This is a genomic window from Sulfuricurvum sp. (genome assembly GCF_022759005.1).
Taxonomy (GTDB): Bacteria; Campylobacterota; Campylobacteria; order Campylobacterales; family Sulfurimonadaceae; genus Sulfuricurvum.
In genome coordinates this window covers 14,071-29,819 of record NZ_JAEMQA010000088.1, presented here as the reverse complement: position 1 = coordinate 29,819, position 15,749 = coordinate 14,071, and the positions used below count along the sequence as shown (strand labels likewise).

The 15,749-nt window shown below is 44.3% G+C and carries 19 protein-coding genes; 18 read left to right on the top strand and 1 reads right to left on the bottom strand.

The genetic code is table 11. The features are described from left to right. Positions 1-19 precede the first annotated feature (19 nt). Positions 20-220: a hypothetical protein gene (locus JHC35_RS06055; RefSeq protein WP_295043002.1), complete on the bottom strand. Its 201-nt coding sequence runs from the start codon at positions 218-220 to the stop codon at positions 20-22. A gap of 179 nt (positions 221-399) precedes the next feature. On the opposite strand from JHC35_RS06055, the gene JHC35_RS06050 reads away from it, so the two are divergent. The 18 genes from JHC35_RS06050 (at position 400) to ribD (ending at position 15,716) form a co-directional block, all read left to right on the top strand. Continuing rightward, a complete protein-coding gene (locus JHC35_RS06050; protein ID WP_295043000.1) occupies positions 400-591 on the top strand; it encodes a hypothetical protein in 192 nt (63 codons plus the stop codon). A gap of 7 nt (positions 592-598) precedes the next feature. After that, positions 599-994 (top strand): PIN domain-containing protein, encoded by a 396-nt coding sequence (locus JHC35_RS06045; RefSeq protein ID WP_295042998.1) that lies wholly within the window; start codon positions 599-601, stop codon positions 992-994. 41 nt (positions 995-1,035) lie between these two features. After that, positions 1,036-1,851, top strand: coding sequence for a carboxylating nicotinate-nucleotide diphosphorylase (gene nadC, locus JHC35_RS06040; RefSeq protein WP_295042996.1), 816 nt, complete (start codon positions 1,036-1,038; stop codon positions 1,849-1,851). A 114-nt stretch (positions 1,852-1,965) separates the two neighbouring features. Next, positions 1,966-3,033, top strand: coding sequence for a flagellar biosynthesis protein FlhB (flhB, locus tag JHC35_RS06035; protein WP_295042994.1), 1,068 nt, complete (start codon positions 1,966-1,968; stop codon positions 3,031-3,033). Continuing rightward, positions 3,033-3,200, top strand: a complete 168-nt coding sequence (locus tag JHC35_RS06030; RefSeq protein WP_295042992.1) for a hypothetical protein — start codon at positions 3,033-3,035, stop codon at positions 3,198-3,200. The genes flhB and JHC35_RS06030 overlap by 1 nt, the downstream gene beginning before the upstream one ends. 9 nt (positions 3,201-3,209) lie before the next feature. Further along, positions 3,210-4,766, top strand: a complete 1,557-nt coding sequence (locus JHC35_RS06025; protein WP_295042990.1) for an OprD family outer membrane porin — start codon at positions 3,210-3,212, stop codon at positions 4,764-4,766. Positions 4,767-4,863: 97 nt separating this feature from the next. Then, the gene (locus JHC35_RS06020) at positions 4,864-4,986 is read left to right on the top strand and encodes a hypothetical protein (protein ID WP_295042988.1); all 123 of its coding nucleotides are present in this window, start codon (positions 4,864-4,866) and stop codon (positions 4,984-4,986) included. Positions 4,987-5,052: 66 nt separating this feature from the next. Beyond that, the gene (locus JHC35_RS06015; protein WP_295042986.1) at positions 5,053-6,510 is read left to right on the top strand and encodes a sensor domain-containing diguanylate cyclase; all 1,458 of its coding nucleotides are present in this window, start codon (positions 5,053-5,055) and stop codon (positions 6,508-6,510) included. Between the two features lie 40 nt (positions 6,511-6,550). After that, the gene (locus JHC35_RS06010; RefSeq protein WP_295042984.1) at positions 6,551-7,480 is read left to right on the top strand and encodes a DHH family phosphoesterase; all 930 of its coding nucleotides are present in this window, start codon (positions 6,551-6,553) and stop codon (positions 7,478-7,480) included. Further along, complete coding sequence (locus JHC35_RS06005) at positions 7,477-8,847, top strand: M23 family metallopeptidase (protein WP_295042982.1); 1,371 nt, start codon at positions 7,477-7,479, stop codon at positions 8,845-8,847. Before JHC35_RS06010 ends, JHC35_RS06005 begins: the two co-directional genes overlap by 4 nt. A gap of 50 nt (positions 8,848-8,897) precedes the next feature. After that, positions 8,898-9,782 (top strand): UDP-3-O-acyl-N-acetylglucosamine deacetylase, encoded by an 885-nt coding sequence (lpxC, locus tag JHC35_RS06000; RefSeq protein ID WP_295042980.1) that lies wholly within the window; start codon positions 8,898-8,900, stop codon positions 9,780-9,782. Next, positions 9,775-10,227, top strand: coding sequence for a hypothetical protein (locus JHC35_RS05995; protein WP_295042978.1), 453 nt, complete (start codon positions 9,775-9,777; stop codon positions 10,225-10,227). The genes lpxC and JHC35_RS05995 overlap by 8 nt, the downstream gene beginning before the upstream one ends. Positions 10,228-10,236: 9 nt before the next feature. Beyond that, the gene (gene thrB, locus JHC35_RS05990) at positions 10,237-11,118 is read left to right on the top strand and encodes a homoserine kinase (protein WP_294915390.1); all 882 of its coding nucleotides are present in this window, start codon (positions 10,237-10,239) and stop codon (positions 11,116-11,118) included. A 20-nt stretch (positions 11,119-11,138) separates the two neighbouring features. Beyond that, the gene (locus JHC35_RS05985; protein ID WP_365996487.1) at positions 11,139-11,393 is read left to right on the top strand and encodes a DUF448 domain-containing protein; all 255 of its coding nucleotides are present in this window, start codon (positions 11,139-11,141) and stop codon (positions 11,391-11,393) included. Next, positions 11,386-13,920 (top strand): translation initiation factor IF-2, encoded by a 2,535-nt coding sequence (infB, locus tag JHC35_RS05980; RefSeq protein WP_295043004.1) that lies wholly within the window; start codon positions 11,386-11,388, stop codon positions 13,918-13,920. Before JHC35_RS05985 ends, infB begins: the two co-directional genes overlap by 8 nt. Further along, positions 13,917-14,282: a 30S ribosome-binding factor RbfA gene (gene rbfA, locus JHC35_RS05975; protein ID WP_295042976.1), complete on the top strand. Its 366-nt coding sequence runs from the start codon at positions 13,917-13,919 to the stop codon at positions 14,280-14,282. The genes infB and rbfA overlap by 4 nt, the downstream gene beginning before the upstream one ends. Then, entirely contained in the window at positions 14,272-14,703 is a 432-nt protein-coding gene (locus JHC35_RS05970) for a ribosome maturation factor RimP (protein ID WP_295042974.1), read from the top strand. Before rbfA ends, JHC35_RS05970 begins: the two co-directional genes overlap by 11 nt. A 26-nt stretch (positions 14,704-14,729) precedes the next feature. Further along, positions 14,730-15,716, top strand: coding sequence for a bifunctional diaminohydroxyphosphoribosylaminopyrimidine deaminase/5-amino-6-(5-phosphoribosylamino)uracil reductase RibD (gene ribD / locus JHC35_RS05965; protein ID WP_295042972.1), 987 nt, complete (start codon positions 14,730-14,732; stop codon positions 15,714-15,716). The last annotated feature ends 33 nt before the right edge of the window (positions 15,717-15,749 follow it).

Below are 15,749 nucleotides of genomic sequence, written 5' to 3'. Positions count from 1 at the left end.
TTGTTCGCTCTAAAAGACGTTATTGCTCAAGATTATTTGCGGTTTCAATCATCCACTTTGATTCCTGATCCCCACTAGAAGCTAAGTATTTTGTAACAAATTCAAAATTTTCTTCAGCTTTTTTTCCTGTTACATTCGAATGTGGCTTCTGGAGCCCATTTATAAAGAGACGTTGAGCATCTTTGTAGTTTTTTTCACGCATATTAATGTCAATCGACATTTAAAAATTCCCATCGTCATTCCGTGCCACGACACGGAATCCACAACCGCAAAAGCGTAGATGCCGAATCTACCCTAAAGGGCACGTGAAGTTCGGTATGACAAGAATGGTATATCTTATGAATCTCTTTATGAGTTTTGGGATATAATTTACTCAACATACAAAACAGGAGGGATCAGATGCATACGCTCAAACTCGAAGTCAATGACACCATTTTCGATAAAGTGATGTTTTTTTTGAACAACCTACCGAAAAACGATGTGAAACTGACTGTAGAAAGTAGCACTTCAACAAAGCCTAAAAAGCTAAACTCTATTTCGATTAAAACAAAGGGCTATCGATTTGATAGAGAAGAGGCAAATGCACGATAAGGCTTTTTTGGATACTAATATCCTGATTTATGCTTATTCGGAAGATGAACCAAAAAAACAATCCGTAGCTTTGCAACTGCTCGATAGTTTCGAAAATAATGTGATAATCTCCAAGCAAGTCATCAATGAACTCAGCAATATCCTTCTCAAAAAGTTTAAGTTAGATTCGGATCAAGTAGAAAATGTTTTATTGGAGATCGATAATGTTTTGCCTATTGTTGATTTTGATCTGACCACCCAAATTAAAGCGCTCAAACTCAAAGATAGATACCAATTTCAATATTATGACGCGCTAATCGTAGCAACAGCTTTAGAAAATAACTGCACTGTTGTTTATAGCGAAGATATGCAACACGAGATGCTGATAGATGGAAGCTTGAACATTATCAATCCTTTCAACTAACAATTTCCCAATGATGTTAAAAACGATAAAAAGGTAACTCTATGATCGAACAATTTATCCGCGACGTGTTAGCCGAAGATGTAGGGCGTGGGGATCTGTATGCGCGGGTTTCCGATGCGGTGAGCGCCAGTGCGAAGATCATTGCCAAAAGTGACGGCGTTTTAGCAGGAGAGGAATATCTGCGTGTATTGGCGGACATTGAGCAATTTTCAATCGTGTGGAACAAACACGACGGTGAGCTGTTTGTCAAAGGGGAGGTTCTGATGGAACTCTCCGGCGATTCACACACGCTGCTGCGAATTGAGCGGACACTGCTCAATATGCTGCTGCATGCCAGTTCCATCGCGACGTTGACCCGCCGTTATGTTGATATTATTGCCCCTTATGGGACAAAACTCCTCGATACTCGAAAAACCCGTCCGATGCTTCGTGATTTTGAAAAATACGCGACCCGTATCGGTGGAGCGACAAACCACCGTATGGGATTGGACGATGCCCTGATGCTCAAAGATACCCATCTCAAAACGATCAGTAATTTAGAGAATTTTATGGAAGAGGCGCGCAAAAAAATCCCCTTTACCTCGAAAATTGAGATCGAAGCGGAAGATTTTGAGATGGCGGCTCATGCGATGCGATGCGGGGCTGATATCGTTATGTGCGATAATATGAACGTTGAACAGTTGAGTGAAGTGGTGAAGTACAAATGGGAACACCACAGCGGCGTATTGCTCGAAGCGAGCGGAAATATCACATTAGAGACGATCGAAGCGTATGCCGCCACAGGTGTCGATGCGATCAGTACCGGTGCCCTTATCCATCAGGCTAATTGGATCGATATTTCTATGAAAATGGACTAAGTCCATTTTCATGCAATACGAGAGTCGGAACAAAGTCCCGACCCTCTACGTTAGCTACTATGGCACTAAAGGATCGCAATGCAAAGCATTGCAGAAGATAAGGATTGATAATTAATGGCAGACGATCAAGAAAAGACCGAGGAACCCACCGCCAAGAAGCTCGAAGATGCCCGTTCTGAAGGGAACGTCGCGAAGAGTCAGGATATTGTCGGGGTTGTGGTTTTATTTGTCGCGATTTTAGCGGTATTGATGATGTTTTCGTTCATTGCCGATCGGATGCTTAACCTTTCGCGGTATTATTTTTCACTGATGACACAGCCGCTTGATCGAGAATTGATGATTGATATGGCGATTGTCACGATGAAAGAATTTTTGATTATGGCGATCCCTATTTCATTGATCGTAGCGATAGCGGGGGTGTTGGGTACCGTGGCACAGATCGGGTTTAATTTTACGACCAAACCGCTCGTCCCCAATTTCTCCAAACTCGATCCGATCAAAGGATTTGGCAACCTCTTTACCCTCCAAAAAGCACTCGAATCGGTGAAAATCACCCTAAAATCGTTGACTGCATTGGGGATTGGATTCCTCTACTTTTGGTATTACGTCGAGGAACTTCCGACAGTAGCACTCTTTAATCTCCACGATCAGCTGGTATGGTTGCGTGATAAAGCGATTGTATTGGCCTCCGTGATGCTCATTGTCATTTTTATCTATGCGATTGTGGATCTGTTTTTGGTACGGAAACAGTATTTTGACAAACTTAAAATGTCGCTGCAAGAAATTAAAGATGAGATGAAAAATATGGAAGGGGATCCGCATATTAAGGCGAAAATCCGCCAAATTCAGATGCAAGCGGCTCGTAAGCGTATGATGTCGGCCGTCCCTACCGCCGATGTCGTCATCACCAACCCGACCCACTACGCGGTGGCGATTGTGTACGATGAGAATAAGCACAATGCTCCGGTGGTGGTTGCCAAAGGGGTGGATAATATTGCGATTCAGATCAAAAAAATCGCTCGTGAAAACGGAGTCCATATCGTTCAAAATCCGCCGCTTGCTCGCTCCTTGTATGCCGAAGTAGAACTGGATCGTCCGATCCCTGATATGCTCTTCGCCGCCGTTGCGGAAGTCTTGGCGTATGTCTATAAGATGGGCAAAAAGCAAAAAGGGACACGCTGATGGATCGCTGGTACCGTATTTTTGCCGATAAGCGGACGATTGCCGGGGTATTTTTATTTATTGCGATAGTACTTGGCGGTGCATTATGGTATTTGGAGAAAAAAGTGAACTTTCAAACGCTGGAGCGGCTAAGCGATCAGCTCTCATTGGCGTTTAAATCAAAATAGGAGTTGGGAATGAAATTGGTAAAATTGAGTATGGTAGCAGCAGCTATATGTTTATTGGCAACTTCGGCGTATGCGCTTAAAACAGAAGACCGTGTGCTTAAAGCAAATGGTCAAATCGAATATACAAAAACGCCAGGTTCGGTCAATTCTATCGGTGAAATGTTTAGCGAAGGTGATGTGTATGGTCGTATCCGTTCAAATATGTTTTGGTGGGATTGGGATGATGAGTTAAAATCAGGTACTACACAAACTCGTGACAATAATGAGTGGGGTTTGGGTGGTAGTTTAGTTTATAAAACAGGTTTTTACAAAGGACTTGGTGCTACCGTAGGGGTCTATGGCACGATACCAATGGCAAACCAAAATATAGATCCTGCATTAGCATCTGCTGCTGGAATGAATTTTGGAAAAGCCGGTAAAGATACTTATCGAACGCGTGCAGATGGCACTGAAGAGTCAATTTTAGTCTTTGCAGAAGCATATGGTGAGTACAAAGCTGGAAAAACAGATGTAAAAGTAGGGCGTCAAGGGATTGATAGCATCATGCTTGCAACGAATGATACTAAAATGATTCCGAATACTTTTGAAGCGGCAGTAGTTGAAAATAAAGATATCCCAAATACAAAAGTACGTGCGGGATATGTTATGGCGCAAAAATTGCGTGATCATCAAGAATTTCATAGCATTTTAGCATATGATGGAACTACAGGCCTAGGAATGTTTTTCAAAGTAAACGGGAATGATGACTCGGGAGTACATAAAGGATTAAGCATCAAAAATATTGCCGCAGTACACGGTGATGCAAATCCTGAGATGCTCCTACTGACAGCTGAAAATAAATCTATCCCAAATTTGACACTCAATGGTGAGTATGTCGGTATCAGCGGATTTTTCTCAACGGCAATTGCTGAAGCCAATTATCAAATTGCTTTAGGGGATGGCTGGACATTAATGCCGGGTATTCGCTACCTTCGTCAAATGGATGATGGTGCTGGAGCAATAGGTGGAGCGTCATTAAATGGAGCGCTTGGACGTGATAAAACACCAAATGCAGCTGCATTAGCATCATACACAAATCGATACAGTGCTGACGGTAGTATTTTGATGGAGCGTTTGGTTGTGGCCAAGGGGCCGTTATCTCTCATGGCCGGATATTCAAAAGTAGCCGATGATGCGGATATTATCGCTCCGTGGCGTGGATTCCCGACGGGTGGCTATACGCGTGATATGGGACAGGTGAACTGGATTGCTAATACAAAATCATGGAAGGTAAAAGCAGATTATGATTTTGATAAAGCAGGACTTGTTCCAGGGCTAATTGGTGCTCTTTCATATACCGATACGAACTTTGATGATAAAAAAATGCTAGCAAAAACAACTGATTTATCGGATCGTTCGATGGTACACGTAGATTTGATTCAAACATTTAAATCATTGCCGAATACCGAATTTAAATTCCGTTTTGCTGCAGTCAATGCTGATCCATCCACAAAAACGAGTGCGACATTAGTAAAAGACTATGAATCATATAATGAGTATCGCTTTGAAGTGAACTACCTCTTCTAAAGGGTAAATGATGTTACGTTTATTAGATGACGATTGAAGAGGGGCTAAAACTGGCTGGATTCGTCCTTTCTGGCTTTACCGATTATATAACATCGTCATGGGCTTTCCGAGAGTGTATGGCTGGATGAGTAGTGCCAGTGTTAATGATGCGGAAGCAAAAGAGGTATTGAAACAGGCACAAAATGATTTCGAAGCAGTACTTCAAAGCGCAACAGAATAAAAACAAACATCATTTAACTTTTTCTTAAAGTTATTCCTCTTATACTAAGCATTAGTGAGGTATAAGATGATTAAAACTCTTCTTGCAATTTTTATAACGCTCATCGTTTTCAATAGCTTCATAGGAGCGAAAATTGAACAGCCTAAAAAAACGACAGCCGTCATCGGTGTTTTAGCTTTTCGTTCAAAAAATTTCGAGATTATCCATTCTATGGGAGGGTTTCCTCAAGCCCTTTTGACCCCGTTTTATCCCGAGTGGCCGTTTTCGGCGGCTAAAAAGACGAATCACTTTTTAGCCAACAAAGTCGCGGTTGCATTGCTTAACTTGCCATACGGATCGGAAGTGACGAAAAATGCAGGGTATTATGGATGGAATATCCCGTTGTCGTACGAAGGGATTCGTTCGATGATGCAGGAACTATGGGTAAAACCCTACGATACTATCCCGACTTTTTCATTAAAAGACGTCATTGCACGTTATGCCCACTCTATCATTTTTTCACTCACGCTGATTATTCTTCTTTTGATGGGCTTTATCAGTAAAATGAGACATTTGACTCATTCATTGCGGAGCAAATCAACATCGTTAGAAGAGCAGATGGCAATCATGCAAGAGCATGAAAAATCACTGCGCCGTGCTGCGGGGGTATTTCATAACTCACAAGAAGGGATTGTTATCACCGAACCGCAAAAACGTATCATTGAGGTAAATGAAGCGTTTTGCCAAGTGACCGGCTATGCACGCGAAGAGGTGTTGGGAAAAAAACCGATTATATTGCGTTCGGGGGTCCATGACAAAGAATTTTATGACCAGCTCGATGAATCGATAAACACTACTGGAACATGGCGTGGTGAGATATGGAACAAGAAAAAAAACGGAGAGCTTTATGCCGAATTTTTGCGAATCGATGCAATTCGGGATCAAAATCTCAATGTCGAAAATTACATCGGGATTTTTAGCGACATTACCGAACATAAAATACGTCAAGAGCAACTCCATCATATGGCAAATTATGATCCTCTGACCAATTTGCCGAATCGCCATTTATTTATTACATTGGTGGAACAGATATTATCCTTTGCCAAACGCAAACAGACCAAAGCAGTGGTATCGTTTTTGGATTTGGACGGATTTAAACATATCAATGATGCATATGGGCATGATGTGGGAGATAATGTATTGCGTCAAGTATCGCATCGGCTTGAAAAAGTGCTTCGACAAAGTGATGCCATCGCTCGCATCGGCGGAGACGAATTTGTCATAGTTTTCAGCGACATTATGTCGGTCAAAGATGTTCATCCATTGTTTGAGAGAATACTAGAAATGCTCAAAGAGCCTTTCGTCGTCAATGGAACGTTGATGGGCATCGGAGTGAGTATCGGTGCCGCATTTTATCCCGATCACGGAGAAGAGATCGAAATTTTGGTACGACATGCCGATGCGGCAATGTACCGATCAAAAGCAAACGGACGTAACCGAGTAACCTATTTCGATCAAGAAAATATGGGTCAAGAGATGCTATAATCTGCGTATTCCCGCCTTTATAGGCTTTTTAGAGTATTGAATGCCCTCATCTTTGATCGATGCCTCATCCCATATTGTTTTAGTCACCCATCTTCATCCCGACGCCGATTCTTTAGGTTCGGCTTGTGCTTTTTATTCGTATCTTCTGAGAGATCAAAAAAAAATTACCCTCTTTTGTGCTTCGGAGGATATTGATCGACGGTTGGCATTTTTGCCGTGGTTTGAAAAGCTTACCCACCGATTTCCCGAAGACGCCGATTGCATCATCAGTTTTGACTGTGGCAGTTATAGCAGACTGGGTATCGAGAAAGAGCTTCCTCTCATCAATATTGATCATCATGCGTATAATAACGGCTTTGGCACCCATACAATCATCGATACCGGCGCAATCTCAACGACGGAAGTCATTTATGATTATTTTGTTGCTAACGGTGTAAAAATCAATGGTAAAATAGCGACCGCGCTTTATGCGGGACTGCTCGATGATTCAGAATGTTTCAGTTCGAGCGGATGCAACGCCAAAACGTTTGCCATGGCGCAGCATCTCATTGAGTGTGGTGCCGATCATACGTTATGCACCGATTGGCTTTACCGCCGTCGCTCACTGGCTTCTTTTCGAATGCGCGGGGAGTTGTTCAAGCGGATGAAACTGCTTTCGGAAGGGAAAATAGCTTTTTTTGAGATTCCGCGCTTACTCTTCGATCAGACGGGAGCGACGCTGAGTGAGTGTAAAGAAACGGTTGAAGAAGCATTACAAATGCATTCGGTTCAAGCCGCATTGATGGTAGTTGAACAACCTTTAGGGGGATTGAAAATCTCCTTGAGAACAGATGGATCGATCGATGCTGCAGCCATTATGCTCCCTTTTGGGGGCGGCGGACATCGTAGCCGTTCGGGTGTAGAGTATAACCAAAACGATAATGAGATTATCGAAAAAATAATAACCATGATGACAAAGGAGTTGATGTGAGAAGAGGCCGAAATAATTCGGGAATAATAGGATGGGTAATTGCTGCGGTTGTGATCGCTGCCTTTGGATTTATGGGGTTTTCTCCGCTATTTGAAAAAGATGATCCAAAAGTAACTGTATCTCAGCAAGGGTATTGGAATTTTAGAGATCCTATTCATGTTAATGTGGAAGATGCAAGCGGTTTGAAATCGTTTAAAGCAACGTTGACAACACCGCACGACGAATGGGTTGTCGTAGATCAAAACACCCCTTCAAAAGTGACAAAACAAACGTTTGATATTCTCCCTCCAAACGGGGTTCGTCGTGTGGAATCGGCATCGGTTGTTTTAAAAATTGAAGCAACGGATAACAGCCTTTGGGGGCTTTTTATGGGGAATACCTATAAAAAAGAGTTTACTCTTGTTATCGATCAGCATCAGCCCTCACTCTCAATCGTCTCAAATTCGTACAAAATCCAAAAAGGGGGATCGGCTATTGTTGTTTTCAAAGCCGAAGATGCGAATCTGGAAAGCTTGAAAATTCGGACCAACTTCGGAAAAACATTTATTGCACAACCGTTTATCAAAAAAGGATATTACGCTTCACTGGTAGCTTGGCCTGTCCAAGAAGCGAGTTTCAGCGCTACGGTTGTCGCACGTGACAAAGCAGGAAACGAAGCAAAAAGCGCAATCCCGTTCCGTCTAAAAGATCACGCGTATAAAGTGTCGAACATTGAACTCAGCGATCAGTTTTTGGAAGGAAAAATCGCAGAGCTTGCCAATACCTATGAACAAACGGCAGGGGTAGACGATCGATTGCAGCAGTTTAGAATTATCAACGAAAAAGTGCGAAGCGATAATGAAAAAATCATTCACGATATTACCTCAAAAGTCTCTCAAACATTGATTCCGGATTTTAGACCTGCCCCATTTTATCCGCTAGTGAACGGGCAAAAAGTAGCCGATTTCGGGGATCACCGTATTTACAGCTACAAAGGAAAAGAGAATCTTTCTAATGCCTACCACATGGGGCTTGATTTGGCAAGTATCCACATGGGGCCGATTATCGCATCCAATGGTGGAAAAGTCGTTTTTGCACGGCCGAACGGGATTTACGGAAACTTACCAATTATCGACCATGGATTTGGGCTCTATACACTTTACGGGCACTGTTCTGAACTTAATGTGCAAGAGGGTGATTCCGTCGCAGCAGGTCAGCAGATTGCGAAAACCGGTTTGAGCGGATACGCGATGGGAGATCATCTCCATTTCGGTATTTTGGTTCAGGGGATCGAAGTGCGTCCGGAAGAGTGGATGGACAGTAAGTGGATTGCCGATAATATTACGAGTGTGATTGATACCGCCAAGGTTTTTATTAACCAACGCTGAAACACGCTATAATTGCATATTAAGCTTAACAAACGAGGGAAACACCCGAAATGATGCAGACAACGATAGGTAAAAGTGTTGAACTCGTAGGGATAGGATTGCATCGAGGATCGCCCGTAAAATTACGCCTTGAACCTCTCGGGGCCAATAGCGGAATTGTCTTTTATCGCAGTGATGCAGGTATTTCAATCCCGCTCGTTCCTGCAAATGTGGTTGATACGAAAATGGCAACCGTCATCGGGCGCGAGGGAGTTACCATCTCGACGATCGAGCATATGCTCTCGGCGATTTATGCATACGGGATCGATAACCTTCGTGTCATTGTTGATGCGGATGAGATTCCGGTCATGGACGGTTCCTCCATGAGTTTTTGTATGCTTCTCGAAGAGGCGGGAGTCGTAGCGCAGGACACGCCGAAAAAGATCATGCGGATCAAAAAAGAGGTGATGGTTCAAGAGGGGGACAAGTACGTCAAACTGATCCCTTCGAACGATATGAATTACGATTTCACGATCAAATTTTCGCACCCGGTGATTGACCGTCAAAGCTACGTCTTGGCGTTTACCAAAGAGAACTACAAAAAAGAGATTGCCCGCGCACGGACGTTTGGATTTGTTCATGAAGTGCAATACCTCCGTTCCAAGGGGCTTGCTCTTGGAGGCAGTTTGGAAAATGCGGTCGTTTTGGATGACAAAAAAGTACTCAACCCCGAAGGGCTCCGCTTCGGAGACGAATTCGTCCGTCATAAAATTCTCGACGCGATCGGGGATATGTCGTTGATCGGAATGAACTTTATCGGCAACTACGAGGCATTTGCGGGGAGCCATGATTTAAACCATAAACTGACCTTGGAACTGCTCAAAGATCCTGCCAATTACGAGATCGTCGAGTTGGCGAGCGCCGAATCTAAAGAGCTGGCAAAAGCGTATGCATGACGTCATTGTCATCGCGCTCAGCTCTCCCCTTTTAATCGGTATTTACCAAGAGGGAATTTTGGTCGAAGAGATTAAAAATGAGGGGATGAGTTCAGATGTACTCCCCGAAATTTTTGAGTCTTTGCTCAAAAAATATACCTTTTCAAATCTCATATACGCTAAAGGTCCCGGAAGCTTTATGGGGATCAAAGTGTCGTATCTCTTTTTAAAAACGCTCAGTATCACGAAAAAAATTCCCCTTTTGGCGACGGATGCATTCTTTTTTAACCAAAATAGCCCCATCAAAGCAGTTGGAAAGCTCTATTTTGTTAAAAATAGCTCTAAGATTGAGTTAGAACCGATAAGCGAACCGAAAATTATCGGGTTTGAACTCCCTAAACATATCGATTTAGAAAAATTTGATTCGGACAATCTCCCCTATTATGGGATTGATGCCGTAGGATAAGGAAATTATTTGTTCGTTAGTGTACCTGCAACAAGTGCCAATTTAGGACCTGGATTCGATTCATTAGGACTTGCTGTTGATTTGCGTAACCAAGTAGAGTTGGTGCCGTCACGTTTTTTTGCCGTCTCGATCAAAGGGGAGGGGGAGAATAACCCTCGTCTCAAAGGGAACAATCTGTTCGTCTCCATTTTCAACGAACACTACCGCCGTCTCACCCAAAAACGGCAAAATTTCAAATTTACGTTTTACAACCAAATCCCGATGTCACGGGGATTGGGAAGCTCATCGGCCGTCATCGTTAGCGCGATCAGCTGTGCACATGAAGCGGCGGGGGTCAAAGTTTCCAAACGCCGTATCCTCAATCACGCGTTGGTGTACGAAAGTCATCCCGATAACATCACCCCTGCAGTTATGGGGGGATTTAATGCGGCGATGGTCGAGAAACAAAAGGTCTTCTCACAGCAAAAACATCTTCCCGATTATCTCAAAGCGGTCGTGGTTATCCCCAATAAGCCGATCTCTACCGCCAAATCGCGTACGACACTCCCTAAATCGTACAGCAAAGAAAATGCTGTCTTTAATCTCTCCCATACAGCCGTCACGGTAGGCGCTTTTTTCAATGAGGATTGGGAAATGCTTCGTCTGGCTACCCAAGATCGGTTTCATCAGAAGGTACGGATGAAGATGTTGCCGGAACTCTTCGCCGTCCAAAAAATGGCGTACGACAACGGTGCGTTGATGTCGACGCTTTCGGGAAGCGGCTCGACCTTTTTTAACATGGTGTACGATCAGGATGCCCAAATGCTCGCGGATAAATTCAAGTCAGAATTTAGCGATTTTGAGGTTAAAATCTTAAGCTTTGACAATGACGGTTTGGTTGTTGAACGATAACTAAGAAAGTATTGGATATAATGGCGCAAAAGTTACATCAGCCTATACGCATGTGTGTGGTTTGTCGTGAGCGTTTTTCACAATCTGCGCTTTTGAGGCTTCAGTGCCGAGAAGGGACATTAGAGCCTTTCACCAATCAAGGGAGAAGTTTTTATTTGTGTCATCAGTGTATTGAACACAAAAAAACTCCGGGTCAGTTGGCCCGACAATGCAAAAGCGGCGCGACGGTAGAGCTAATGAATCGGTTAAAGGAGATCATCGTTAATGATGGATAAAGTTAGAGTTCATGAAATTGCCAAAGAGCTTGGTATCAATTCAAAAGAGGTCGTTGATAAAGCAGCCGCAATGGGGCTGAATGTAAAAACGGCTTCAAGTTCGGTCTCGATCGAAGAAGCTGAGCAAATCATGAACTATATCATGAGCGGAGCCTCTGCAGAGAGCGCTTCACCGAAATCATCGTCTAAAGCCCCTGTAGTAGAAGAGGCAGTGGCACCCATAGCGGCCCCAGAACAAAAAAATGTGGTAGCTCCCTCAATTGAAACAAGCGAGGATGCGGTTGTAGAAGCACCTGCCGGTGAGGAAGCACCGAAACGCTCCGGTTTGAAAATTGTCAAGAAAAAACGCCCGCAGGAAGAAGAGATCGTGTCGGCACCTTCCGCACAAAGCAGTGCAGCATCGGTATCAAGTTACGGAAAACTCAGTGAACAAGCGCAGCGCGAATTGGAAGCCAAACGTGCGAAAAAAGCGCAAGGCAACAACACTCCGGTGCAGAAAAAGGATCAAGGGGTCAAGCTCGATATTTTCGGCGGCGGAATTTCGGATGTCTCTATGGACTACGAAGAAGATCAAGTTGTTTTGATGGACTTCAATGATTTGAATACGAAAATTGAGCCGGAAGAGGAACAAAAACCGAAAGAGAAAAAACCGATCGGACGTAATTCAGGAAAGAAACAGGGTGCAAACAAAAACAAGCCTCGTCAGGTTTCCCGTGAAGCACGTAAGAAATATACCCGTGATGTGAAAGAAGAAGAGGCGATTACCCATGTCGAAATTCCAGAAGACATCCGTGTTTATGAATTTGCCGACAAAGTACGCCAACCCCTTTCAGAAGTAATCAAAATCCTTTTCAACCTCGGTATGATGGTAACCAAAAACGACTTCCTCGGAAAAGACGAAATCGAAATTTTGGCGAGCGAATTCGGAATCGAAGTAACGACCATTGATCCGAAAGATGCCTTTAACCTCGAAGAGATGTACGAAGAAGCAACCATGGATGAAGAGGGGATGGAAGAGCGCCCACCGGTTATTACGATCATGGGTCACGTCGACCACGGTAAAACATCTCTTCTTGATGCGATCCGTAATGCAAAAGTAGCGCATGGCGAAGCGGGGGGAATTACCCAGCACATCGGTGCCTATTCGGTAGAACAACACGGTAAATTGATTACATTCCTCGATACTCCGGGACATGAAGCATTTAGTGCAATGCGTGCCCGTGGTGCACAACTGACCGATATTATTGTCATTGTTGTTGCGGCGGATGACGGTGTAAAACCGCAAACACGTGAATCGGTGAAACATGCTCAAGACGCAAAAGTACCGGTAATCGTTGCGATCAACAAAATGGACAAACCGGGCGCGAACCCCGATATGGTTAAAGCGCAAATGGCGGAACTTGGTCTTAATCCTGTCGATTGGGGCGGAGACGTCGAATTCGTCGGTGTGTCGGCAAAAGCGATGAGCGGAATCGATGATTTGCTCGAAGCGATTTTGCTCCAAGCGGAGATCATGGAGCTCAAAGCCAACCCTACCAACATGGCAAAAGCGGTTGTCGTTGAATCGACGTTGGAAAAAGGGCGTGGGCCGGTAGCTACGGTTATCATTCAAAACGGTACGTTAAGAATCGGTGACAATATCGTGTGCGGAAGTGCATTCGGGCGTGTACGTGCATTAATCAACGATCGTAAAGCACAGCTCAAGCAAATCGGGCCGAGTGAAACAGCCGTCGTTGTAGGTCTTAGTGATGTTCCTCCATCAGGTGAAATCTTGATGGTAGTCGAGAGCGATAAAGAGGCACGTGAAATTGCACAAAAGCGCTACGAATACGATCGTCACCGTGAACTTTCTCACAGTACGAAAACAACATTGGATGAGTTGACCTCATTGATCGCGGAAGGACGTTTGAAAGCCCTTAAAGTGGTTCTTAAAACGGACGTTCACGGTTCTCTTGAAGCGATTAAAGCGGCTCTTGGCGAACTACGAAACGATGAAGTAAAAGTAGAAGTGATCTCCAGCGGTGTCGGTGGAATTACCGAAAATGACGTTGCATTGGTTAACAACAGCGAAAATTGTATGTTGATCGGATTTAACGTTCGACCGACCGGTAATGTCAATGCCATGGCAAAACAGATGGGTATCAAAATCAATACCTATTCGATCATTTATCAACTCATCGACGATGTAACGGCAATGTTGACTGGCATGATGGCACCGCAGTTCCGTGAAGAAAATACGGGACAAGCTGAAGTCCGTGATACCTTCCCGATGCCAAAAGGCGGTGGAACGATCGCAGGATGTGTGGTTGTCGACGGTAAACTTGTACGCGGCGGAATGGTTCGTGTTATCCGACAGGGTGTTGTTATCCATGAGGGTGACCTTACATCACTTCGCCGTTTCAAAGACGATGTCAAAGAGGTTACCAAAGGGTTTGATTGTGGGGTTGTCCTTAATGGTTATACCGATGTCAAAGTGGGCGACGTCATCGAAACCTTCACTAAAATCGAGAAAAAAGTATCCCTGTGACTCCCGCACAAATCAAAGTCAAGCGAACCGAGTCGATTCTCAAAGAGCTGATTCCCGAAGCGATCAGCCAGCTTTCCGACGCGCGCGTGCGTGAAGTGGATGTGATTGACGTCCATTGTTCACGAGGACGAAGCGATGCGAAAGTTTATCTTGATCCGCACGATTATACGCCTCAAGAGCAGGCTGCATTTTTGAAACTGCTCGAAAAAGCACGTCCGATTATTGAAGAACACTGCATGAAAGATCAGGGGTGGTTCCGCAGTCCGCGTATGACGTTTGTTTTTGATGATACCCTCAAACGAAGTCAGAACATTGAAGCCCTATTTGCACAAATCGCTAAGGAGAAAAAAAGTGAGTCTTGAACACGACATTAAAAAAATGGTCGAATCAATCGGTTTATCTCTTTATGATGCGGCTATTTTAAATGAAAACGAAAACACAATCTACCGTGTGAGTGTCACAGCTCCAGGCGGCGTGAGTTTGGATCAATGCGTCGAAGCGACCCATTTGATCTCTCCGCTCCTCGACGTAACCCCACCGGTGGGTGGTGAGTACCGCCTTGAAGTGAGCAGTCCTGGGATTGAACGCAAGCTCAAAACATTGGAGCATTTTGCCCAATCTATCGGTGAAAAAGTTGTTTTCTCAACGGTGAATAAAGAAAAATTCGACGGGGAAATGATCTCGGTCGAAAACGAAGAGATTACGATCAAAACCAAAGAGGGGGAAACGCACAGCGTCCCTTTCCGCTCTATCAGCAAGGCCAAAACCTACTTCGAGTGGTAATGAAACCCTCAGATGTAAATCATGCAATGTCCCTTGCCCTCAATGCGGCGTGGGAATATCAACTTCTCACATTTCCTAACCCCGCCGTCGGTGCTGTTTGCATAGGAGAACACGGCGAAATTCTCTCACTTGGTGCACATAAAATCGCGGGTGGTCCTCATGCGGAGGTCTATGCACTGCGTGATGCCTATACCCTTCTCAGTAGTGATAGGAATATTGCGCAATGCGATGATGCGCACACTATCCACGATTATCTCCGAACGCACCACCACGGATTTTTTAAATCGATTTCGATGGCGGTGACGCTGGAACCGTGTTCCCATCGCGGAAAAACCCCCTCGTGTGCACTGCTTATCCGAGATTTAGAGATTAAAGAGGTCTTTATTGCGTGCAAAGATCCCAATCCCCAAGCAGCAAACGGGGGGGGGATTCTCGAAGATGCAGGGATCAAATGTACTTTTGGTGTGATGGAAGATGAGGGGCAAAAACTCTTAGAGCCGTTTGTGCGGTGGCAAAATAATCCTTTTGTTTTTTTCAAATGGGCTCAGCGGCTTGATGGGACAATCGATAACGGAACAATCAGTTCTCAAACTTCACGTGAGCATATGCACGCGTTACGTGATAAATGCGATTTGATCGTGATCGGAGGCAATGCGGTGCGCAATGATAGACCGACGCTCGATGCACGGCTTGTAGAGGGGAAGGCGCCCGATGTGTTGATTTATTCGCAAACTGAGGAGTTTGATCGATCAATTCCCCTCTTTCATGTCCCTAATCGCCGAGTATTTATCGAATCTTCGTTGGAAAAAATCACAAAATACCGTCTTGTGATGATCGAGGGGGGTGCAAGGATGTTTGAAGCATCCCGTGACGTATGCGATTGGTATTTGAGTTACATTGCGCCCAAAATCGGCGGCGGATCACAAAGTCTTGGAACGGTGCAAGAGGATTTTGAGGTTCTTAGCGCTAAAATCACCGATAATATTATCCTTTGGATGAAAAATAAACAATAATTTAGAAAGCACGCAAGCGTGCGTGGGCTTTCT